Source organism: Neorhizobium petrolearium, from assembly GCF_029854435.1.
GTDB lineage: Bacteria > Pseudomonadota > Alphaproteobacteria > Rhizobiales > Rhizobiaceae > Neorhizobium > Neorhizobium petrolearium.
In genome coordinates this window covers 2,824,439-2,846,345 of the sequence record NZ_CP123000.1, presented here as the reverse complement: position 1 = coordinate 2,846,345, position 21,907 = coordinate 2,824,439, and the positions used below count along the sequence as shown (strand labels likewise).

Annotated in this window: 18 protein-coding genes; 9 read left to right on the top strand and 9 right to left on the bottom strand. The window is 59.3% G+C overall.

From position 1 onward, the window contains the following. Window positions 1-15: 15 nt before the first annotated feature. The 3 genes from QEO92_RS14180 to QEO92_RS14170 all read right to left on the bottom strand — a co-directional run bounded on the left by QEO92_RS14180 (window position 16) and on the right by QEO92_RS14170 (window position 3,998). Complete coding sequence (locus tag QEO92_RS14180) at window positions 16-645, bottom strand: outer membrane protein (RefSeq protein WP_037146518.1); 630 nt, start codon at window positions 643-645, stop codon at window positions 16-18. 481 nt (window positions 646-1,126) lie between these two features. After that, window positions 1,127-2,194 carry a helix-turn-helix domain-containing protein gene (locus tag QEO92_RS14175; RefSeq protein ID WP_227703480.1) on the bottom strand — a complete coding sequence of 356 codons (1,068 nt, stop codon included), beginning with the start codon at window positions 2,192-2,194 and terminating at the stop codon, window positions 1,127-1,129. Between the two features lie 127 nt (window positions 2,195-2,321). After that, window positions 2,322-3,998: an alpha-glucosidase gene (locus tag QEO92_RS14170; protein ID WP_052182671.1), complete on the bottom strand. Its 1,677-nt coding sequence runs from the start codon at window positions 3,996-3,998 to the stop codon at window positions 2,322-2,324. 374 nt (window positions 3,999-4,372) lie between these two features. On the opposite strand from QEO92_RS14170, the gene QEO92_RS14165 reads away from it, so the two are divergent. The 4 genes from QEO92_RS14165 (at window position 4,373) to QEO92_RS14150 (ending at window position 9,125) form a co-directional block, all read left to right on the top strand. Continuing rightward, complete coding sequence (locus QEO92_RS14165; RefSeq protein ID WP_227703479.1) at window positions 4,373-6,016, top strand: alpha-amylase family protein; 1,644 nt, start codon at window positions 4,373-4,375, stop codon at window positions 6,014-6,016. Continuing rightward, window positions 6,013-6,999 carry a TIGR03885 family FMN-dependent LLM class oxidoreductase gene (locus tag QEO92_RS14160; RefSeq protein WP_037146511.1) on the top strand — a complete coding sequence of 329 codons (987 nt, stop codon included), beginning with the start codon at window positions 6,013-6,015 and terminating at the stop codon, window positions 6,997-6,999. Before QEO92_RS14165 ends, QEO92_RS14160 begins: the two co-directional genes overlap by 4 nt. 77 nt (window positions 7,000-7,076) lie before the next feature. Further along, complete coding sequence (locus QEO92_RS14155) at window positions 7,077-8,483, top strand: cytochrome B6 (protein WP_227703478.1); 1,407 nt, start codon at window positions 7,077-7,079, stop codon at window positions 8,481-8,483. 21 nt (window positions 8,484-8,504) lie between these two features. Then, window positions 8,505-9,125, top strand: a complete 621-nt coding sequence (locus tag QEO92_RS14150; RefSeq protein WP_227703477.1) for a DUF4142 domain-containing protein — start codon at window positions 8,505-8,507, stop codon at window positions 9,123-9,125. Window positions 9,126-9,709: 584 nt separating this feature from the next. On the opposite strand, the gene QEO92_RS14145 is transcribed toward QEO92_RS14150, so the two are convergent. Further along, window positions 9,710-10,600, bottom strand: coding sequence for an SDR family oxidoreductase (locus QEO92_RS14145; RefSeq protein ID WP_052182655.1), 891 nt, complete (start codon window positions 10,598-10,600; stop codon window positions 9,710-9,712). A 264-nt stretch (window positions 10,601-10,864) separates the two neighbouring features. On the opposite strand from QEO92_RS14145, the gene QEO92_RS14140 reads away from it, so the two are divergent. Further along, entirely contained in the window at window positions 10,865-11,794 is a 930-nt protein-coding gene (locus QEO92_RS14140; RefSeq protein WP_052182654.1) for an AraC family transcriptional regulator, read from the top strand. A gap of 303 nt (window positions 11,795-12,097) precedes the next feature. Here QEO92_RS14140 and QEO92_RS14135 read toward each other — a convergent pair whose 3' ends face one another. The 3 genes from QEO92_RS14135 to QEO92_RS14125 are packed head-to-tail and all read right to left on the bottom strand — an operon-like array spanning window position 12,098 to window position 15,150. Further along, entirely contained in the window at window positions 12,098-14,317 is a 2,220-nt protein-coding gene (locus tag QEO92_RS14135) for a xanthine dehydrogenase family protein molybdopterin-binding subunit (RefSeq protein ID WP_037146504.1), read from the bottom strand. Window positions 14,318-14,320: 3 nt separating this feature from the next. Beyond that, complete coding sequence (locus tag QEO92_RS14130; RefSeq protein ID WP_037146502.1) at window positions 14,321-14,773, bottom strand: (2Fe-2S)-binding protein; 453 nt, start codon at window positions 14,771-14,773, stop codon at window positions 14,321-14,323. Between the two features lie 17 nt (window positions 14,774-14,790). Continuing rightward, a complete protein-coding gene (locus QEO92_RS14125; RefSeq protein WP_037146500.1) occupies window positions 14,791-15,150 on the bottom strand; it encodes a c-type cytochrome in 360 nt (119 codons plus the stop codon). 170 nt (window positions 15,151-15,320) lie between these two features. On the opposite strand from QEO92_RS14125, the gene QEO92_RS14120 reads away from it, so the two are divergent. Beyond that, on the top strand, window positions 15,321-16,295 hold the full coding sequence (locus QEO92_RS14120) for an AraC family transcriptional regulator (protein WP_037146498.1): 975 nt from the start codon (window positions 15,321-15,323) through the stop codon (window positions 16,293-16,295). A 115-nt stretch (window positions 16,296-16,410) separates the two neighbouring features. Here QEO92_RS14120 and QEO92_RS14115 read toward each other — a convergent pair whose 3' ends face one another. After that, a complete protein-coding gene (locus QEO92_RS14115) occupies window positions 16,411-16,671 on the bottom strand; it encodes a hypothetical protein (protein WP_152601039.1) in 261 nt (86 codons plus the stop codon). A gap of 11 nt (window positions 16,672-16,682) precedes the next feature. Between QEO92_RS14115 and QEO92_RS14110 the strand changes: the two genes are divergently transcribed. The 3 genes from QEO92_RS14110 (at window position 16,683) to QEO92_RS14100 (ending at window position 19,624) form a co-directional block, all read left to right on the top strand. Further along, window positions 16,683-18,221, top strand: coding sequence for a Fic family protein (locus tag QEO92_RS14110; RefSeq protein ID WP_037146497.1), 1,539 nt, complete (start codon window positions 16,683-16,685; stop codon window positions 18,219-18,221). 612 nt (window positions 18,222-18,833) lie between these two features. Beyond that, window positions 18,834-19,130 carry a type II toxin-antitoxin system TacA family antitoxin gene (locus tag QEO92_RS14105; protein ID WP_037146495.1) on the top strand — a complete coding sequence of 99 codons (297 nt, stop codon included), beginning with the start codon at window positions 18,834-18,836 and terminating at the stop codon, window positions 19,128-19,130. Then, window positions 19,127-19,624, top strand: a complete 498-nt coding sequence (locus QEO92_RS14100; RefSeq protein WP_227703476.1) for a GNAT family N-acetyltransferase — start codon at window positions 19,127-19,129, stop codon at window positions 19,622-19,624. The genes QEO92_RS14105 and QEO92_RS14100 overlap by 4 nt, the downstream gene beginning before the upstream one ends. Window positions 19,625-19,979: 355 nt before the next feature. On the opposite strand, the gene QEO92_RS14095 is transcribed toward QEO92_RS14100, so the two are convergent. Further along, entirely contained in the window at window positions 19,980-21,872 is a 1,893-nt protein-coding gene (locus QEO92_RS14095) for a PhoX family protein (protein ID WP_227703475.1), read from the bottom strand. Window positions 21,873-21,907 lie beyond the last annotated feature (35 nt).

Here is a 21,907-nt window from a genome sequence, read left to right as displayed (position 1 = left end):
AAGCTTGCTTGATCATCAAAACTTGATGCCAAGGCCGACCTTTACCGCATGCTGGTCAACATCGACGCTGACCCCTTGCAGTTCCTTTTTTCCAAAGTCGTTGTAACGATATTCGATGCGGCCGAAGATGTTGCCGGTGAAGGCGTAATCCAGACCCGCACCGACCGTGTAGCCGTTGAAGGTTTCTTCGTCCTTGCCCAATCCCGGCACGTCGACGTAACCTTGGGTGGCGGCCCATCCCGCTGTGGCGTAGATGAGAGCGCGATCGAACGCATATCCCACGCGGCCACGCACCGAACCTGCCCAATCGGTGCCGAAATCCGCCCCGAAAATCTCTTGTTCGTTCCAGTTGTATTCGACGTCGCCCTCGATGCCGACCACGAGATCATTGTCGAACTGGTAATTGTAGCCTGCAAAGGCTCCAAACAAACCGCCATTGGCGTCTTCGGAGCTGGAAATGCCGAGGCCGGAGAATTTCCCATTGGCCCAGCCGCCACCGCCCTGGATACCAAGATAGGCGCCCGACCAGGTGTAAGCCGGCGCCTCAAAAGCGACGGAGGGTGCGGGATGTTCGGCAACGACATCAGCAGCCTGTACCGTTGACGCACCGAGCGCAAGGAAAGTGGAAAGAACAAATATTCTCATGGGTGTCGTACTCCGATTGCCGGGAAGCTGGTTGGCTGGAAGAGGTTGTGGATCTGATCGTCGCCTGATGCCGGACGACGAATTTGCGGGACGACGGCTACGCGCCATCGTGGGGCGGGCAACAAGCCATGCGCAGGTTGTGCGATTATCGGCTAAGGCCACCGGGAGTATTGAGCCCGACAGGTCTGTTTGGAAAGACGCGACCTGGCGTCCGGTCAACGAAAGGCGCTCTGGCAATGCCTCGGGTAAGTCTTTCGGCCACACTTCGATTTTCCCCCGGCCCGCCAATCATTGAAAACCATCGCGCTGGCACGCCGTCGTTCTGCGTGGGGGCAGGCGAGGACGCGCCGAGTGCTAGGCGGAGCGAGGCTAAAAAATCAAAATTCTGAAACGAATATAAGAAGCTGCAAGCGCAGTGGGGTAAATCTATCCCAGCGCGCAAACGAGAGCCGATAACATACTCAAAGCGCGCAAGGCGGCGTCACCCATCAAGCACACAGGATCCGTTACCTCCCCATAAGGCGGCGCGAGCGAACCAGCTTTGTGATTCGTTTGTGCCGGATATCCAGTTCCTCTGTGCGACAGCCCGGATCTCGCGTGGCGTGAGTCCATGAAGACGCTGGAAGGCGCGTGTGAAGTTATGGGCGTAGACGAAGCCGTGTTCGAGGCCGATCGCAGCTATCGACTTGTGAGCTTGAGCCGGATCGCGAAGAGCCGAACGCGCCAGCGTCAATCGTCGCCTTTGAAGGTAGGAGGCGACGCCGCCATCGCCGGAAAAGAGGTAGGTGAGCTTGCGTAACGAAATGCCAAAAGCCGCGGCAATGCGGACCGGCGAAAGATCCGTATCAAGTGCGTTTGCATCGATGTAGCGTCGAATTTCACCAAGCTGCACTGCGGCTACGCCTTGCGATGTATCCTCTCTCGCACCGCCGTTGAGGGTGGCGGCAACAAGTTCGGCGGTCGGTAGGGCTAGCGCTGCGGCTTGCTTTTCATCGAGTAGCGGAAGGACCTGCCAAAGAGCGTCGAGGTGATTGCGAAGAAGTCCCACAATTGGCTCATGAGCCGCCAGAACCCTCATATTGTGCTCGTCGGGGCTCATCAACAATGGTGCGAGCAGTGACCGGGGAACGAAGAGGGTCAGATTGGAAAAATCGCTCGCAGATCCCGCGTGGGCTTGCGCGGTATCGTGAATGATCAGGTCTCCCGGTGCGGCGTGTGCTTCCTGCCGTCCGTCTTGGCGGCTCCAATGACCCTTGAGAAAAAACTGTATCTCGAAATGGTCGTAGCCATCCGCGGCAACGCGATAGCTGGAACGGTTCAGCTTTTGGGCGACGCTGATGCAATGGGTCAGCAGCAATTCTCCAAAGCGGAATGTGCAGTGGGTGGTGTGAAATGCTTCCGGTTGGGATATGGTGACGTCATAAAGCGAGCCAGCGGATTGCTGCCAGAATTCAAGAGCCGATTTTAAGGGCATCCCACGCGTGTTCGTCTTGAATAGAAGTGTCGGCCGGTCGCCATTCATCGCCTCATTGTCAGACTTTTCAATCATGCAGCCTCATTTTCAATTGGCAGGGAGATGGGGACCCTGTGATGGCTAAACGGCGACGAGAAAGAATCTTCGCGGTGATACTGCTTCTCTCACAGGCCATCGTCAAAGCTGCCATGCAAGTGACTTCCTATTCCCTCATCTCGCATAAAATAGCGAATGCTTCATAGGGCTTAAGGTCGACATTTTCTCCAAGCGTATCGACCGGCTCATAGTTCCAGATCAGGCATGTTCCCGGATTTGCGAGTTCGCGTGGAAGCGTCAGCTGAACCTTGTGAGGTGCAAAATTGGCGATCACCACCAGTCGGTCCCTGTCGAGCGCGCGGGAATAGACGAATGCATCCGGATGCTGGTCGAGCCAGGACTGATAGAGCCCATAGACGATGACGGGATGCGTCTTCCTGAGTGCGATGAGCTTGCGGTAATGGTTCCAGATCGACCGCTCGTCGGTCATCGCCGCTTCCGCGTTGACGGTCGCATAATTGGGATTAACTTCGATCCAAGGCACTCCTTTCGTGAAGCCTCCATGCGCAGCGGCGTTCCATTGCATCGGTGTGCGAGCATTGTCGCGTGCGCTCTGGTTGGCACCTTTGATGAAATCCTCCGGCGACAGCCCGGCCTCGACATGCAGCCGGTGCATGTTGAGCGTCTCGATGTCGCGATACTGATCGATTGTGGTGAATGGCACGTTGGTCATGCCGATCTCTTCGCCCTGGTAGATAAACGGGGTCCCCTTCATCAGGTGCAGCACGGTCGCCAGCATCTTGGCCGACTGCGAGTGATAACCGGCTGCATCCCCATACTGCGAGACCGCGCGCGGCAGGTCGTGATTGCCCCAGAAGAGCGAGTTCCATCCGTCCTCGGACAGAGCATATTGCCATTTGCTGAGCACAGACTTCAGCTTCACCAGGTCGAAGGCTTTCGGGCGCCACTTACCGTAGATCTCGTCCCATTGCTGGGTGACGTGTTCGAACTGGAAGACCATCGAGAGCTCGCTGCGGTCGCGGCCAGAATAAAGGAGCGCAGATCCCGGCGTGGCGCTCCAGCATTCGCCGACGGTGAGGATGTCGTGGCGTCCGAACGTCCTGCGGTTCATCTCCTGCAGGTATTCATGCAGGCGCGGCCCATCCTTCACCAGCCCCTGGTCGACCTGTTTGCCAATATAATCGATGACATCCATGCGGAAGCCGGCAATGCCGCGCTCAAGCCACCAGTTCATCATTTTGTAGATTTCCCGGCGGACCGCAGGGTTCTCCCAGTTGAGGTCCGGCTGGCGGCGCGAAAACAGGTGCAAATAATATTCGCCGCTCAATGGATCGAGCGTCCATGCTGGCCCACCGAAGGAAGACATAAGATCGTTGGGCGGTCCGCCGTCCGGCCCGGGTCTGCGCCAGATATAGAAATCACGAAACGGATTGCCCGGTCCCTTGCGGGATTCCAAAAACCAAGGGTGTTCGTCGGATGTGTGGTTGACGACGAGATCGAGCATGATACCGATGCCGCGCCTGCGCGCCTCGACAACCAGATGATCGAAATCGGCGAGTGTGCCGAATTCCGGGGCGATGTCCTGGTAATCAGAAATATCGTAGCCGTTGTCATCCATGGGCGACCTGTAGATTGGGGACAGCCAAATCAGGTCAATGCCAAGCGATTTGAGGTAGCCCAGCTTGGAGGTGATACCGGCAATGTCGCCGATGCCGTCACCATTTGAGTCGCAGAAACTGCGCGGATAGATCTGGTAGACCGTCGATACATGCCACCACTTGCGTCCGGCCGGTAAGGCTTCCTGCTCGCTGGCTCGATTCATGGGGTGATCGTGGAACGGATCCATCGGAGGCCTTTCGCAATCGTCTCGTTGAGCCGAACGTCAAGGACGAGTGCTGGTTCCGTCGTTTGGGTGTCTCCCCGAGACCTGCGCACGGAGACGGGCTCGCTTCGCCCGGAACTGACGATAACCAAATCTATCCAAGATAAGCCATCTTGCCGTCTTTGGGGCGGGCATGGTTCCGGGTGCCGAATATCTCCTTGAGCGCCGTCGCACCGGCAAGAAAATCGAGTTCCATGCGGCGGCGGCGGGTTCGTTGCAGGCCATTTGCAATCAGGAAAGCCCCTAGGGGGGAACTTGCCTCGTTTGGAGCCGTTTATGCCCTTTTAACAGGGCAATGACAGGAGATTGCAGGCGTGCCGAACCGGAGCAGCACCTGGTACGAAGAAGCAGTGATCTACTGCATCGATGTCGAGAAGTTCGCAGACGGAAATGGCGACGGTGTCGGTGACTTCGTCGGGCTCACCGAAAAGCTGGCCTATCTTTCCGAATTGGGCGTCACCTGTATTTGGCTTTTGCCCTTCTATCGCAGTCCCGACCGCGACAACGGGTATGATGTCAGCGATTTTTATTCCATCAATCCCAAAGTCGGCACGCTCGACGATTTCTTGACATTTCTGCACGGAGCCGGAGAGCACGGCATTCGTGTGATCATCGATCTGGTCGTTAACCACACTTCCGACCAACATCCTTGGTTTCAGGCCGCGCGGCGTGACGACAAGGCGCGTTATCGCGATTATTATGTCTGGAGCGCTGATCCTCCACCGGTCGCTGCCGGCGCCAAATCGATCTTTCCCGGTGAGGTGGACAGTCTGTGGACTTACGATGAGGTCGCGCGAGCTTATTATTTCCATAATTTTTACGAGTTCCAACCGGAGCTGAATGCCGCCAATCCCCAGGTGCGTGAGGAAATCCTCCGGATCGTGGACTATTGGATTGCCTTCGGGGTCAGTGGGTTTCGGTTGGATGCAGCTCCGCTCATCATCGCGGACAAAGGGCTCGAACATGCCAATCCCCGCGATCCGCACGGTATTCTCAGGCAAATCGGTGGCTATCTGCAAAGCCGCCGGCCAGGCGGCGTACTGCTCGGAGAAGTAAACCTTCCGCCAGAGGCGTCGGACGCATTTTTCGGAGAAGGAGACCAAATCCAGCTTCTGCTCAACTTCATGCTGGCCTGCTATATGTTCGCCGGCTTTGCCAAGCAGGACGCCGCCGCAATCAACCAGGGCCTGAGCCTTCTTCCGGAACCTCCCTTGAACTGTGGTTGGGTCAATTTCCTCCGCAATCTGGACGAGCTCGATTTTTCCCGCGTGCCGCCCGATCTGAAGCAGGCGGTTTTCGACGCCTTCGCGCCGAAAAAGGAAATGCAGGTATTCGGGCGCGGCGTCCGGCGGCGTGTCGCGCCGATGCTGAATGGTGATCAGCGCCGCATCGAGCTGGCATTCAGCATCGTGTTTTCGCTGAAGGGGCCGCCTCTCATCGTTTACGGAGACGAGATCGGTATCGGTGAAGATCTTTCCCAAGCCGGACGGAACTCTGTGCGGGTGCCGATGCAGTGGTCAGGCGAGAGGAATGGTGGCTTCTCAACCGCGAATGTCGGAAAGCTGTGTCAGCCGGTCGTCACCGAAGGGCCGTTCTCATACAAGAACGTGAATGTCGCAGACCAGAACAACGACGCCGGTTCGTTGTTGAACAGGATGAAGCGATTTATCAGCCTTCGCCGAAATCAGCCGATTTTCACGAAGGGCCGGCCGGTGAGGCTGAGTGCGGACGATCCAGCTGTTCTTGTCCACGGGTTCGAAGACGCGGGTGACCTGCTGTTGCTCGTCCACAACCTGGCGAGCCGACCGATCAAAGCCGAGATCAATTTTGGCGGCATGCAGCCCAGATACTTTCGTGATCTGATGGGCGACCTGGAATTCGATGTCGCGAAGAATTCACGACTGGAACTCGAACCTTACGCCTATCGCTGGCTCATTTCCGAAGGCAATGGACAATGACGCTCATCGGCTACCATGCCTCTCATGAACAGTTTCCGCCGAGCGAACTGATCGGCTACGTCCGGACCGCGGAAGCCGCGGGCTTTGGAGCGGTGATGTCTTCGGATCATCTGACCCCCTGGAGCGAGAGACAGGGCCAATCGGGCTTTGCCTGGGCGTGGCTGGGGGCGGCAATGCAGGCAACACAATCCATTCCGTTCGGCATCATCACCGTTCCGTCCGGGTGGCGTTATCATCCCGCAATCACGGCGCAGGCTGCGGCGACGGTCGCCGAGATGTTTCCGAGGCGTTTTCCATGGATGGCAGTCGGCAGCGGTCAGGCCATGAACGAGCACGTGACGGGACAACGCTGGCCGTCGAAGCGGGAGCGGAACGCAAGGCTGCAGGCGGCGATCGGGATCATCCGTGAACTGTGGTCGGGAGAACTCGTCAGCCGCGAAGGACCGATCAGGGTAGACGAGGCGCGCATTCATACTCTTGCCGAAGAAATGCCCCGCATCGTTGCCGGTGCATTGTCGCCCGAGACGGCGGAATGGGCGGGAAGCTGGGCGGATGCGCTGATCACCATCAATCAGCCGCGGGAAAACCTTCGCGATATCGTCGAGGCATTTCGGCGTGGCGGCGGCGAAGGCAAGCCGCTCTACTTGCAGGTGCATATCTCTTATGCCGCCTCCGACGATGAAGCGCGAGCCAATGCCTTCGACCAGTGGCGCAGCAACGCCGTTACCGCTGCGGTCGCCGAGACGCTCCGGCTGCCCGAAGAGTTCGATCAGGCATGTGCCAAAATACGGCCGGAAGATCTGGATGAGCATGTGCGCGTCTCGGCTGATCCGCATCGGCATGTCGAGTGGTTGAGAATGGACGCCGCGATGGGATTTCAGGAAATCTACGTCCACAATGTCGGCCGAAATCAACATGAATTCATCGATGTCTTTGGGCAGGAGGTTTTGCCCCGGCTTAAAGATAGCGGTCCTGAAACCTAAAATCATTGCTGTCCAGGAACTCTTCCCCCTCTCCGCAGTTCGGACAGCCTGCTCGATCGGCAATGGAGGAGAGGGATATGTGGAAATTTCGAAGATCCGGCGCATTCTTCGGGGCATCGTTTACCGGGATAAGCGTCCTGGCGGTCGCAGCCGTTTCCGATCCACTGCCGCCTGATGCTACATACCGGCCATTGCCGACCATGCCATTTTCGGAAGTCCGCAAAATTGACGAGGCGCAGAAGCCGGACGTAATGCGGCGGCAACGCGATCTTCTCGATCGCCGCTACGATCTATCGGACCGGCCGATGCCGGAGGTCATGATGTCTGGCGGGATGAAGCCCGTGCAGGATGGGGTTCGCGTCAAGCTTCCGGCGGATACAAGCTGGGATCAATTAGCGGAGATGACACCGGCCGAGATCAGGGAAAAAAACCTTTTACCGGAAGGATTTTTGCCCCTGCCGCATGTGAAACAGGCGACGGGCGGACAAGTCTTTCCCAACCGTCAGATCGATGAAATCCACGTGCAGGAAATGCGGGATCTTCGCCGGTTCGACGTCGACTTCGATCTTCCCGACAATCTGACGCCGGAGTTTCCTCCGCCCATTTTTTTGACAACGCATCCCGAACTCGGTGACGTGTCGCGAGGACAATTGCTGACGATCAAGAACTTCTACGAGATCATGAACGGCATCATCACGCCGGTGCAGATGGAAGGATTGCGGTTGCTTTTGACCCCTTTTCCGCAGGAGGAGTTCAATCAGACCGAAGATCGCAAGGTTGCAGACCAGAGCACGGGTGTTTCCTGTCTCGATTGCCATTCGAATTTCCATACCAACGCAGCTTTCCACCTGACGCCGGATGTCCGCCCCCAAGCGGATCGTTTCCGGCTCGATACGACAAGTTTGAGGGGATTGTTCAACCAACAGATCCACGGTTCCAAGCGATCACTGCGGTCGGTCGAAGATTTTACCGAATTCGAGCAGAGAACCGCCTATTTCAACGGCGACCATGTCAGTGCGACGCGCAAGGGCGTCAATCTGCCCGATCGGCCGAACCAGGTCGCGATGATGGCGCAGATGCAAAACATCATCGATTTCCCGCCCGCACCGAAGCTCGATCCGTTCGGCCGACTGGATCCGGCTCTTGCCACTGCGCAAGAGTTGTCCGGGGAGCAGATATTCATGGGCAAGGGGCGTTGTGCCGACTGTCACGTGCCGCAGACGGAGTTCATGGACAACAACATGCACGACCTGAAGCTCGAACGCTTCTACAAGATCGGTCAGGTTTTCAACGATTTCGTCACGCTACCCGACGGCCCCATCAAAACCTTCACGCTGCGGGGCATCAAGGATTCACCACCCTATATGCATGACGGACGCCTCATGACGCTTGCCGACACAGTCGAGTTTTTCAATCTGGTCCTGGGAGTCAAGCTGACCGAGCAGGAAAAGAAGGATCTGGTCGCATATCTGCTTACGCTGTGAGGGATAAAGGAGGAGAGCGCCATGTATCGCCATCGTATCATTTTGTTGGGAGGATTGATGTTGCTGAGCGGCAGCGCTGTTGCCCAGATTGGAAACCCAGCCGGAATGGGCGTCGACACGAAGATGTCGAAGCCCGGTGTGCCGGCGCCGCATCAGACCAACAATCAGGACCGGCTGTTTGCGCAACTCATGACCGCAGGCGGACTTGCAGAGGTGGAGTTGGGCAACCTGGCCAGCGGTAAGGCCAAGGCCGATGCGGTCAAGCAGTTTGCCGAGGTGATGGTCCGCGATCACAAGGATGCCAATAGCAAATTGAAGGACCTCGCCGATGCCGCCAAGATCCCGCTTCAGACAGGGCTTGATCCGGATCACCAGGTCGTGCGCGACCACCTGGATAAACTGAACGATGAGGCCTTCGACGTGGCCTATATCAAGGCGCAGATCGTTGATCATCAAAAGACGGCGCAATTGCTGGCATGGGAGATCTCATTGGGCGAGGACGGGGAAATGCAGCGGCTGGCGGCCTCGATGTTGCCCACCGTGCTCGATCATCTCCGGCGTGCCCAGGAAATAAACAGTATACTGACCGGGGCTGCGGTTCGTATTCCGCCGGTCGTGGCGATGAAGGAGCAGAAGCCATAGCCGCAGGAGTGGTCATTTCACTTGCGTCATTCCACGTCGGGAAAGCACGTGGCCGACGGCTCTATGGCGCGTCGTCACATTCGGTTCCCGAACCACGTCGCGTGCGCGACGCAGACGCGTTGGTAGCTTTTAATGTTCCCGCCAGATTCACAGCCCGGCTTGCCGCATGCTTTTGCCTGGGAGAGCCGCTGGGAGTTTCGAAGGCTTTCCGAACGGTGTCGGTGGGGCTTGCAGGACATGATTTCGGCCAGGCTCGCCAAGCGACCTCGTCAATTGTTTTTGAGATCGCGTGAATGAGGCAACCGCTTCTCAGTAGCCCGCCTTCGGCGCTGATAGCGACATCGTCTATGCGTTCGACAGTTGTAGGTTCGCCACGACCTCTGCAACCCGCTTGATCAGCCCGCTAGATCTTTCGGTGACGAGCGCTGCCCCTTCAGGAAAGAAGGTGAGACCCCAGGGCATGTCGAGGTTGGATGCAATCTCGGTCTGACCATAATTTCTTCGCCGGGACACGCTTCCGTCACCTGTGCCATTGGTGACGGAAGCTAGCTGTTATCGACTCAGGGTGGGAATCACTGGGCCGACTAGGCGATGCCTCCGTTCGCGTAGATGGCCTGGCCGTTCACCCAGCGGGCGTTGCCGCTGCACAGAAGCGAAATGACTTGGGCGATGTCTTCCGGTTCTCCCAGCCGCCCATGCGGCGTGCGCTGTACGAAACCTGCAATCTGCTGCTCCGTCTTTCCGTCGGTGAACAAGGTCGTATTGACGACGCCAGGCGCGATCGCATTGACGGATATGTTTCGCCCGGCCAGTTCCTTCGCCAAAACGGTAGCGTAAAGCTCTTGGGCCATTTTCGAGGCTGCGTAGGGTCCGTAGGTTTCTGTACGGAACTTGGCGATGGTGGAAGAAAGAGCAAATATCCGGCCGCCGTCGCGAACACGCCGAGCTGCTTCACGCAACGTGTGGAAGCTTCCGCGTATGTTGACGTCGATCATGTGATTGACGTCCTCGTCCGTCATCTCGGCGAAAGGCGCAAGATGCATCACGCCGGCATTGGCCACGACGACGTCGACGCCGCCGAATGCCTCTTCTGCCGCATCGAACAGCGCTCGCACCGCTGCCGGATCCCGCACGTCCGCCTGTCGCCAGATGGCTTGGCTTCCGTCTGCCTCGATATCTGCGGCCACCCGGGCTGCGAGATCAGTGTTCACGACGCAGTTGACGACCACTCGATAGCCGTCACGGCCAAGCTGCCGCGCGGTTGCTGCACCGATTCCTCTTGACGAGCCCGTTACCAGTGCAACTCCTGGATTGCCGGCAGTCCCCGACGCCGCTCCGGCAGTGGTGGCCGGGGATTGTGCCCGAGCTATGCCTGCTATGGTGGCCGTTGTGGCAAGAACACCGGCTCCGGCCAGCATCTTGCGCCGCGACACTGCAGGGATGACCGGTTCGTTCTGACGATCTGTCATTTTCATCTCCTTTTCGTGGTTGTGTCGACGTTGCGTCGACCGGTAGCGAGGTTCATGGCTCAATCGAGGTCGAAGCCCACGCTTTTCCTGCCTGACCCGCACGGCGGCGGACGTACCGATGAGAGGGCGCCCTCTTTGTTGGGAGATTTTTTACATCGAGGCGGGCTGGGAGACTTGCCGCGGTCTGCGCAAAACTTGCCTAATCCTGCAAGGTTGCTGAAATGCTCGCGCTGACGTGCTAGGTTCACGACAAAAACGGGAGCAAGCGATATGGATGCACTCAAGCAGGCTGTTCGCACGTATGCGCGACATCACGCGAACCGGGAGGGCTTGGCCATAACCCCGGTGCCAGGGCTGCGCATGATGTGCGTTGAAGAGTCTACTGGCGACTTGCACTCCGTCTATCGGCCACTCGTCTGCTTCGTGCTGCAAGGCGCAAAGCGCATGCTTGTGGGGACTGAGGAACGGATAGTCTCTCGTGGACAGTCGGTCATCGTGGCTGCCGACATGCCCGTGGTTGGCCGGATCATCGAGGCGACCCCTGAGGCGCCCTATCTTGCGATTGCCGTGGAACTGGAGATTGCGCTCCTGCGCGAGGTTGCGGCCCAGATCGGCACGGATGCCTCGAAACGTTCATCGGGAACGCAGAAGTTGTTCACGGGCGATACCGAAGCAGCGATGCTGGATTGTGGGTTGAGACTGATGCATCTTCTGGACCATCCGGATGCGACGCCCATCGTGCGGCCCGGCATCATGCGGGAACTGCATTACTGGCTCCTGTCGGGTCCGCATGGTCCCGCACTGCGCACACTTGCAGACCCCGATAGCTATGCCGGTCGCCTGGCTGAAGCTATCGCGATCCTCAGGTCGGAATATCGCGCACGTATTGCTGTCGAGCGCCTGGCAGCCGCAGCGGCTATGAGCCTGACTGCGTTTCACAAGCACTTCAAGATGATGACGTCGCTGACGCCGGGGCAGTACCAGAAGCGACTGCGTCTCATCGAAGCACGGCGCCTCATGCGCGATGAAGGCTTTTCGGCAAGCAACGCGGCGTTCGAGGTGGGATATGAGAGCGTTTCCCAGTTCACCCGCGAATATGGTCGCCTTTTCAAGGTGCCGCCAAAGCAGGACACTTTGCGGGTGCGCCGCAACCCGGCTGCCGAACGTAGACCGGAGGTGCGGGCGGGTGGGCTTACGTAGTCAGCTCGACTTACTCACGCACGCCGTACGGGGTAGCATTGCCATTGTGCCGAAGAGCCCGCTGAACTTTGCACCGGACCTCCAGACAGCTGCTGAGCGTAGGCCATCGCGAACCGTTGCGGTTTGTCCGCACGGACAGATACTCAGGAAGGCGACGGCCTGTTTATCAAAAGCGCAAACGCAGTCGCGAGTGGATGGGCCGATGCGTGCAATCGCGGCAGAGGCCGGCGTGGCGTCGATACCCTTCATCGGCACTTCTTGCGGTGCTCCGACATCATCCAGTGCGAGCAAGCATCTGCGGAGCTAGGCGTTCAGGGCCGCTAGGACCCGGTCGGGCAGGAACGGGTAGTGCCGGAGCCTCGCCCCGCCCGTGAGCCGCGCGACTGCGTTGGCGATTGCCGGCCCCACCGGCGGCAGGCCTACCTGGCCCATGCCTCCAACCGGGCTTCCACTTGTTGGAACCACCGACACCTCGATTTCGGGCGCCTCGGACATACGGATCACTCTATAGGTGTCGAAGTTTCCTTCCTGCACCTCGCCATCGACGATGTTGACCTGCTCGAACAGTGCATGGCCAGTTCCGTTCGTGATCCCGACGATCAACATGCCCTCAATGTGGCGCGGCTGGATCGCGACCCCCGGGTCCACAGCGCACCAAACCTTATGTACCCTGATCACCCCGGTTTCACGATTGAGCGACACTTCCGCAATCTGCGCACAATGAGAGCCAAAGGCATCGGAATAGGCGAGGCCGAGTGCTCGGCCATCGCGCTCCCGATCCCATTCGGCCATCCGGGCGACGGTCTCTATAACGTTGCGCGCCCGTGGCTGGTCCCGCAGCAGCTCCAGCCTGAGTTGCAGGGGATCGGTTCCCCTGGCGGCCGCGATTTCGTCGATAACGCATTCGATACCGAACCGGGTGTAGCCAACCCCGACCGCGAACCAGAAGCCGATGTCCAAGCCGTTATCTTGTCGAATGTACTCGATCCGATGAGCGGGAACGGCGTAGTTGAAATGCGCCCCCTCGGTCACGACGTCGTCGTGACCGCCCGCGTTTGCGAACAATTCGGCGTTGGTTCGAGCGAAGATGGAATCGGCCACAATACGATGCCGCCAGCCGGCGATGTTGCCATCGGCGTCCAGCCCGACCTGAATGTGCTGCGCTTCGAGTGGCCGGAATTTATCATGCCGGATATCGTCCTCGCGGCTCCAGATGACCTTGACCGGGCGTCCCTCCACCTCCTTGGCCAGCGACGCGGCATCGACAATGAAGTCCGCCTCGGCCTTGCGGCCGAAGCCGCCACCGAGCAGGGTCACATTGACCTTGACCTTGTCAGGTGTGGTGCCGATGACCTCCGCGGCAAACCCCTGTGTACCCGTCGGCCCCTGCGTCGGCGCCCAGATCTCCACGGTGTCCCCGGTCACCAGCGCCGTGGCATTCATCGGCTCCATGGTGGCATGGCAGACGAGATCGCTCATGTAGTCGACTTCGATGACAGTCGCCGCATTCGCGATCAGGGCATCTGCGTCACCTTCGGAGAAGGCCTCCACGCCCGTTTGCGAGAGGTCGCCCGCCACGCTGCGATAGTGTTCCAGCAGGCGGGTGCTTGCGTAGTTGCGAACCCGCGACGTCGTGCTCCACGTCACATTGAGAAGGTCCTTTGCCCGCAGCGTCGCCTCGACCGTATCGCCGATGATTCCGACCCCGTAGGAAAGCGGTACAATATGCGTCACGCCCGGCACGGTCCTGGCCGCGGTGTCGTCAATGGCCTCCGGTCGTTCACCCTGGACGGGTGCCCGCAGCACCGCGCCATACAGCATGCCGGGAAGCTGCACATCGATGCCATAGATCGCGGTGCCGTCGACCTTCGCCGGCACGTCGACACGGGGGATGTCACGCCTGCCGATATAGCGCCATTGATCGGCGGGTTTCAGGTCGGCCCCTGTGGCCTGCGGCAAAGGATCGGGAAGTGGACCGGCCGCCGCGATCTCGCCATAGCCGAGCGACCGACCGGATCGTGCATGTACTACGCGGCCTGGTTCCGTCTTGAGCTCGATCGCCGGCACGTTTAGCATTCCGGCTGCACTTGCCAGGATGACCTTTCTGGTCTGCGCGCCGATCAGCCGTAGCAGGTCGTAATAACCACGCGTGGATTCGCTGCCGCCCGTGAGCTGGATACCATAAAAGCCCGGATTGCCGTAGGTTTCCGCGTTGGACGGAGCCTGGACAATGCGGACCCTGTCCCAATCGGCATCCATTTCTTCCGCGATGAGAAGCGGCAGCGTTGTCATGATGCCCTGGCCCATCTCGGAGGCTGGCGACATGATACTGACTATGCCATCGGCCGCGATGGTCACCCAGGCGTTCGGGCGGTAGTCGCCCTCAACGGCTGGCGCCACGGCGGCACCCGATGCATTCCCGGGCAGACCGGCGAATGCAACCGCGACACCGAAGCCGCCCGCCGTGATCAGGAAACTGCGCCGCGAGATCGCGCGGCTGTGAAGCTTGAATGATTGGGTCATGTGTCAGCCCTCCCGTGCAGCGCGCTGAATGGCGCTGATGATCCGCACATAGGTCCCGCAGCGGCAGATGTTGCCATCCATATATTCGATGATCCGCTCACGTGTGGGGTTCGGCTCTGTCTCAAGAAGCGCCGCCGCCTGCATGATCTGTCCGGACTGGCAATAGCCGCATTGCGGCACCTGCTCGGCGATCCAGGCCTTCTGAAGCGGATGGCTGGCATCCGGCGAGAGGCCTTCGATCGTCGTGACCGCCTTGCCGGCGACATCCTCAAGGAAAGTCTGACAGGAACGTGTCGGCTCGCCATCGACGTGGACGGTGCAGGCCCCGCATTGTGCAATCCCGCAACCGAACTTCGTGCCGGTGAGCTTTAGATGTTCCCGGATTACCCAAAGAAGCGGTGTATCAGGTTCGGCTGTGACATCGACCGCGCGCCCGTTGATGGTGAAGGCTGTCATGATTGCTCCAATGAACTTTAATCGGCCGATTGGCCTTCCAGATACTGAATGATCGCCGCTCGCTGGGTTGCATTGGGGATCGCGACAGTCATCCGTGTGCCGCGAACCATGCGGCCCGGCGCCGTGAGAAAGGTGTCGAGGGATTGGCCGTCCCAAGTGATGCCGGAAGACCGCATCGCGTCGGAATAGGCGGCGCCTTCGATGTTGCCGGCAGTCCGGCCGATGACGCCTGACAGGTGCGGACCCAACTTGTTCTGGCCCGCTTCCAGGCTGTGGCAGGTCGCGCAGCGTTGCTGAAACAGGCGCGCTCCATCAGCATCCTGGGCGGCGGCCGGAAAAGGACAGAACAAGCCCGACGATGGCAGAAGGGCTGCCATCAGGGCGCGTCTTTGCCCTTTGCCCCGGTGGTCCCAAAGACCGGATATTTTGCGAAGTATGGTAGAGATCATTGCATCGCCTCCATGGCTAGAGGCACGATAGACAAGCGCGCTGATACGAGCTATTCGTCTCCATCCACAATATCTTTGCGATCGTCCAGGATTACCTCATGGACCCTCTGTCAGACGTGCTTTCGCTCCTGAAACCGCGCAGCTACGTGTCCTCCGGCTTCGATGCGGGCGGCGACTGGTCGATCCAGTTCGGCGATCAGAATGAGCGGATCAAATGTTATGCCGTCGTCTCCGGCGGATGCTGGCTGGCCGTGGAAGATGTTCCCCATGCGGTGCGATTGGAAAGCGGAGACTGCTTCGTGCTGCCGAGCGGCCGTCCATTCCGTCTTGCGAGCGATCTGAGCCTTCGCCCTGTCGAAGCTGGCACGGTCTTTCCGCCGGCCCGGGCCGGCGGTGTCGTCACGGTGAATGGCGGCGGGGATTTCTTTCTTGTCGGCAGCCGCTTTGCCGTCAGTGGGCAACATTCCGGCACATTGCTGCGAACCTTGCCTCCGATCGTGCACATCCACAAAGAGTCGGATCAGGCGGCTCTGCGTTGGTCCGTGGAGCGGATGATGCAGGAACTGCGCGAGCCACAGCCTGGGAGTTTCCTTGTCGCTCAACACCTTGCCCATATGATGCTGGTTCAGGCCCTTCGGCTCCATCTGGCAGACGAGGTGGAAGGCCGTGTCGGCTGGTTCTTTGCCCTCGCGGACAAGCAGATGTCCGCAGCGATCGCCGCCATGCACGCCGATCCTGCCCGTCGCTGGACGCTGCAGGAACTTGCCGAGCGCGCCTGCATGTCCCGATCCGCCTTCGCCATGAAATTCAAGGCAACCGTCGGCGAAACGCCCATGGACTATCTGACCCGCTGGCGGATGCTGCTGGCGGCAGACAGGCTGGCAAATTCGAATGACCCGATCTCAATCATTGCCCTATCGCTGGGTTACGAGTCCGATGCCGCATTCAGCACGGCGTTCAAGCGGAAGATGGGTTGCGCACCGCGACAGTATGGTCGCAATCGAAATCCGGTTCTTGCTTCGTCGGCCGGCGACGGAGCGGCTCGTTCCCAGACAACGGATGGGTATTACTAGTTTCCCTTTTTCGTGGTTCGAATCATATCAAGCGGGCTCGGCCTGGGGGCACAACGCCATGCAGATGATGGCCTAAAGAGCAATCTTGCTGCAATGGGGGCGTGGGGAACTGCGCTCATGGAAAAACACAGGCCGTTTTAAGTTTTTGAGCTGCTTCACGCTGGTTCAAACCAGCGTGGCGCCATCGATCCGCAGCAACGGGAAGGGGGTGATGTAAGATCGAGGAGGTTGGCCAGCCGATTGACCGCAGCGGTGGTGAGAAATCCGACTCTGCGGAATTGAATTTCATGCCGTCCGGTTGGATTCCATCGAATTTCATTGTCCGGAATTTCTTTTCATGACATTTCTTATCCAAGGACAGGATTTCACGGGTCAATATCGAAGTTCATGGCGCATGAGCAAAAGAAGCCATTTTCAGACGCGGTGAGCGTTTTTCACGGGCGCTGGTTGCCCGAGCGAGCGCTCCCTGTCGGCTACGCTGCCCTGATCGACGCTTTCGAACTGCCCGTACCCCTGCCGATCAGCCTTGCCGCCATCGGCCCACGCCACAAGATTTATCAGGCTGACGGGTGGAAGCTTTACACGCCGCGTCACCAACCCGAACCCAATCTCACGGGCCATCTGACCTTCGCGTTGCGTTACGAAGGACTGGATCTGGCCGTGCTCAAGTCCCTGTTTCAGGTGACCGGACCGCAGCCCGTTACCGAGATCGTGCGAGCTGCGCCGACCGGCGCGTATGCGCGGCGTCTCTGGTTTCTCTATGAATGGCTGCTAGACACCAGGCTCGATCTGGATGATGCCGCCCAAGGCTCTTATGCTCCCGTCGTCGATGCCGATCTGCAATGGGCGGTTGATGGGACGACATCGCCGCGCCATCGGCTGAAGAACAACCTGCCGGGAACACCCGCCTGGTGTCCGATGATCTTCCGGACACCCGCCCTGGACGCATTTGTCGCACGTAATCTCGGCGAGGAAGCACGGCGCTTGATTGCAGACGTGCCGGCCGATCTGCTCGCCCGCACCGCCACCTTCCTGCTCCTGAAGGATTCGCGGTCGAGTTTTCAGATCGAGGGCGAAAATCCGCCCCAGGATCGCATCCAGCGCTGGGGGCAGGTGATCGGGGAGGCTGGTCGCCATCCAGTCGACCGGGCCGAACTGGAGCGGTTGCAGCGCATTGTCATCGGCGACGCGCGTTTCGTGCACCTTGGCCTGCGCACTGATGGCGGCTTTGTCGGCGAGCATGATCGCGTGAGCGGCGCGCCAATTCCGGACCACGTCAGCGCCCGCTATGAGGACCTGCCGGATCTGATCGACGGACTGACTGCCTTCGACCGCGGTGCGCGGCAGCTCGATCCGGTTCTCGTGGCCGCCGCGCTCGCCTTCGGCTTCGTCTATATCCATCCGTTCGAGGACGGGAACGGACGCCTGCACCGTTACCTCATCCACCATGTGCTGGCTGAGCGCGGCTTCAATCCGCCAGGGCTGGTGTTTCCCGTCTCGGCCGTCATCCTCGATCGCATCGACGAATACCGGCGCGTGCTGGAGACCTATTCGCGCCGTCTGTTGCCCCATATCCGTTGGCGACCGACCGATCGCGGCAATGTCGAGGTGCTGAACGAGACGGCCGATTTCTATCGCTATTTCGATGCGACGCCCCACGCGGAGTTCCTGTTTGAATGCGTGGCGCGGACAATCGACGTCGATCTGCCCGCAGAGACCGCCTTCCTTAGAGCTTATTATAGCTTTAAGGCCGAGGTCTCGCGGATGATCGACATGCCGGACAGGCTGCTCGACCTCCTGTTCCGCTTTCTGCGCCAGAATGACGGCAAATTGTCGAAGCGGGCGCGGGAACGCGAATTCGCCGCCCTGACGGACGGGGAGGCCATGCGCATTGAGGCCATCTACGCCGATCTTCAACATCCCTGATCAGGATTGTCCCAGCACTGCAAGGCGCCGCGACTCCATTGCCAAGATACTCCCTGGATCAGTTGGGGCATCGAGATCGACCTTCACGGGGTGCGGCTCGGAGCCGCCTTACGCCTCGAGGACGCGCCCAGAACGCTTCGAAGAGGAGCAGGGGTGCTGCCGACTGCGGCCGGCGCACCCTCATTGCAGGCTTGCCTCCTGCCAAGCGAGGTGAAGAATTGGCCCCTCTTGCCTCACCCAAGAATATTAGTGAAGTTGAGGGGGCTGAGATGCCCCCTAATCTTCTCCCAAGGCGATTGCCGATTAGGAAGGTGACACGCATCGCGAACCACTTGCATGATGCGCCGGGTGAACACTAAGGCCACTATTCTCTTGATAGTGGAAATCACTCTTAGGTGGAGAGGTGACGGCCGTTGAAACCTGTCTGGGTCTTCCAGTGTTTTTAGGCGCCTAAAGTTATACGGAAGAGCGGGCGTTGGTTCGATTCCCCAAGAGTCCATGAACGAAATGCGGCGAAATAGCACCGCGCGAAACGCGTAATGACGATATCTTTACGATGCTTGTAAAGATGATGTCGTTACGCTATATAAATGCCTGCAAACAGGAGTTTCCATGCCGACCTCACGCCCGAGTAAAAGTCCAGACGCAAGTGTGCCGCTGAATATGCGCATCAAGCCTGCGACCCGCAACTTGATCGATCGCGCCGCCGAGTTGCTCGGTAAAACGCGCACGGATTTCATGTTGGAAGCTTCCGAGCGCCGTGCCGAGGAAGTGCTGCTCGACCGTATTATCTTCACGGTAAGCCCCGAAATCTTTGCCGAATACCTTGCCCGGCTTGATGCGCCCGCCCCGCTCAATGAGCGTCTAAAACGCACCATGTCGACCAAAGCGCCGTGGGATGAGGCGTGACCCTCAGTGCACCGGCCCCCCTGGCCGATCATCATGAACTGGCCGATTTCAATTCCGGTGTCCCTGAACTGGACGACTGGCTGCGTCGCCGCGCCCGCGCCAATCAAGCAGGCGGCGCATCGCGTACTTTCGTCGTGTGCGAGGGAATCGGCGTTATCGCCTATTACGCGCTCGCCTCGGGCGCGGTAAAACAGCCGGAAGCACCTGGCCGTTTTCGGCGCAATATGCCGGATCCAATCCCAGTCGCTGTGCTTGGTCGCCTCGCCATTGATCAATCCTATCAGGGGCGTGGTATCGGCAGGGCATTAGTGCGCGACGCGGGCCTGCGCTTGCGTAATGCCGCTGAAGTACTCGGCATCCGCGGCGTGCTGGTCCATGCGATTTCCGATGACGCACGAGCCTTCTACGAGGCCGTCGGCTTCCTGCCTTCTCCGTCCGACCCCATGATGCTGATGGTCGGATTGCACGACCTCAACGACGCGCTGAACGGCTAAACGAAACTCATCAAAAATTTCGGTTGAGTCTACTCCATTTCGTCAATAAGTCACTGAAATTACTGATGTAATTCCGACAAGAAATGAGGTGTCGTGGGTTCGTATGCCAGCAATTGCAGCCAGACGTCGATTGACTGTTCTCAGATTGCGCTCCCATCGTGGCGAAGGGCTCGCGGGCTGAAAAAGGCGTTCCGCGACTACGAGCGGAATGACGAGGAGGCATGGCAGTGAAGATTGACCGCCGGATTTCAATCTCATTGCAAAGCGGCATACGAACTGCGATGTGCGCGACATTGGGAACTAGGAGGGGGCGCTGAAACCGGCGCCCCCAAACCGTTGTCGAGACAATTAACGGCTATCCGACAAGCGCATTGTCGGCGCGCTTGATTGCAACGACCGTCGAGCGTGGCAATTTGCCTTCGCCGTCGGGGAAGGGCGCGTCGGGGTGCTGAATGCCGACGAACACCGTCCGCTTGTCCGCCGACCAGGTCATGCCGGTGACTTCCCCGCCCTTCGGGCCGGTCAGGAAACGTTCGATGCGGCCGGTCGCCGGATCTCCGGCGAGCATCTGGTTGTTGCCCTGGCCGAGGAAGTCGCCTTCATTAGTGTCTTCACCATCCGTCTGGATCCACAAGAGGCCAGTCGAGTCGAACATCATGCCGTCCGGGGAATTGAACATGTTGCCGGAGTTGATGTTGGACGAACCGGCATAGGCGTCCTTGTGGACGTCCGGGTTGCCGGCCATCACGAAGAGGTCCCACTTGAACTTGCCGCCGGCATGATCCTCGTTTTCCGGATACCAGCGCACGATCTGGCCGTATGCGTTCTTCTCGCGCGGGTTCGCACCACCGACCGGCATTTCGTCGCCGCCGGCATTCTTCTTCACGCCACGATTGGTGTTGTTGGTAAGCGCGCAATAGGCTTCGATTGCGACCGGGTTGATGGCGACCCATTCCGGACGGTCCATGGTCGTGGCGCCGACCTTGGAGGCCGCCTGGCGGGTAAAGACGCAGATCTCGTCCATTTTCATACCGGTCGTTTCCGGCGTCAGCGCCAGCCACTCGCCGTTGCCGTCATCGACGAACTTGGCAACGTAGAGCGTGCCTTCGTCGAGCAGCTTGGATGTGTCGCCGCCCGGCACGTAGACGCCGTTTGAGACATATTTGTAGAGGAATTCGCCACGCTCGTCGTCACCCATATAGACGACCACCCGGCCATCGCGAGCGATCACGACGGCGGCGTTCTCATGCTTGATGCGGCCGAGCGCGGTGCGCTTGATCGGCGACGAGGAGACATCCGACGGATCGATTTCCACGACATAGCCGGCGCGGCGCGGCTCGTTCGGGTTCTTCGAGACGTCGAAACGGGGATCGAAGGTCTCGTAGCCATATCGCGTTTCGACCGCGATGCCGTAGCGCTTGAAGTCGTCGGGCATGATAAAGTTCGGATCGGTCGAGCCGAAGTAGCCGTTGAAGTTCTCCTCGCAGGTGAGATAGGTGCCCCACGGCGTCTTGCCGGCGCCACAGTTGTTGAAGGTCCCGAGACAGTCCGTGCCGTTCGGGTCGGCTTCGGTCTTGATGAGATCGGAGCCGGCGGCCGGCCCGGCGATCTTCATGGGCGTCAGATGGGTAATGCGGCGGTTGAACGGGCTGTCGAGCACGATTTCCCAGCCGTTTTCGCGTTCGGCGACTTCCATGACGGTGACGCCCTGCAGGTTCTGCAGGATCTTCACGTCGTCGGCGCTCTTCGGCATGCCCTTTTCATTGTGCGGAAGATTGGTTTCGTTGTTCACATATTCATGGTTGACGGCGATGACCTGATGATCGCCAATCACGAACAGTTCCATGCCGTCGGTGTTTTCGCCAAAGACCTTATCCGAGTTTTCGACGCTGACGCCGTTGACAGGATCGATATCCGGAACGTTGGAAAACAGGGGTTGGCCCCACTTTGCGAGCGGCTTCCAGGTATAGCCTTCAGGGACGTGCACGGTGTTGTCCGTGAAGGCCGGGATCGGCTTGAATGCGAAGCGCGAAGCGGCGTCCTGCGCCTGGGCAGAGGTGGGGGACGCCAGATTGCCGAGCGTTCCCATGACGGCGGCGGCCGAACCGACGGCGAGGATACCGCCGAGGAAGCCGCGGCGCGAAATGGCCGATTCGACAACGCGGTCGAAATCGGTCTCGGCCGGGGGCGGATTCTGTAACTCGTCCCATTCGTCCCAAGACAATTTGCTGGTGTCGATATCAGCCATAGCGGTTCTCCTTTGTTGCATTCGGGACAATTCCA

Coding starts and splice junctions, on each gene's coding strand:
- QEO92_RS14125 (WP_037146500.1), bottom strand. CDS start 15,150: ATGGCAGCCCTTCTGCCATCGTCGGGCTTGTTCTGTCCTTTTCCGGCC.
- QEO92_RS14170 (WP_052182671.1), bottom strand. CDS start 3,998: ATGAATCGAGCCAGCGAGCAGGAAGCCTTACCGGCCGGACGCAAGTGG.
- QEO92_RS14110 (WP_037146497.1), top strand. CDS start 16,683: ATGGCGCATGAGCAAAAGAAGCCATTTTCAGACGCGGTGAGCGTTTTT.
- QEO92_RS14180 (WP_037146518.1), bottom strand. CDS start 645: ATGAGAATATTTGTTCTTTCCACTTTCCTTGCGCTCGGTGCGTCAACG.
- QEO92_RS14135 (WP_037146504.1), bottom strand. CDS start 14,317: ATGACCCAATCATTCAAGCTTCACAGCCGCGCGATCTCGCGGCGCAGT.
- QEO92_RS14130 (WP_037146502.1), bottom strand. CDS start 14,773: ATGACAGCCTTCACCATCAACGGGCGCGCGGTCGATGTCACAGCCGAA.
- QEO92_RS14145 (WP_052182655.1), bottom strand. CDS start 10,600: ATGAAAATGACAGATCGTCAGAACGAACCGGTCATCCCTGCAGTGTCG.
- QEO92_RS14160 (WP_037146511.1), top strand. CDS start 6,013: ATGACGCTCATCGGCTACCATGCCTCTCATGAACAGTTTCCGCCGAGC.
- QEO92_RS14095 (WP_227703475.1), bottom strand. CDS start 21,872: ATGGCTGATATCGACACCAGCAAATTGTCTTGGGACGAATGGGACGAG.
- QEO92_RS14120 (WP_037146498.1), top strand. CDS start 15,321: ATGGACCCTCTGTCAGACGTGCTTTCGCTCCTGAAACCGCGCAGCTAC.
- QEO92_RS14155 (WP_227703478.1), top strand. CDS start 7,077: ATGTGGAAATTTCGAAGATCCGGCGCATTCTTCGGGGCATCGTTTACC.
- QEO92_RS14105 (WP_037146495.1), top strand. CDS start 18,834: ATGCCGACCTCACGCCCGAGTAAAAGTCCAGACGCAAGTGTGCCGCTG.
- QEO92_RS14175 (WP_227703480.1), bottom strand. CDS start 2,194: ATGATTGAAAAGTCTGACAATGAGGCGATGAATGGCGACCGGCCGACA.
- QEO92_RS14140 (WP_052182654.1), top strand. CDS start 10,865: ATGGATGCACTCAAGCAGGCTGTTCGCACGTATGCGCGACATCACGCG.
- QEO92_RS14150 (WP_227703477.1), top strand. CDS start 8,505: ATGTATCGCCATCGTATCATTTTGTTGGGAGGATTGATGTTGCTGAGC.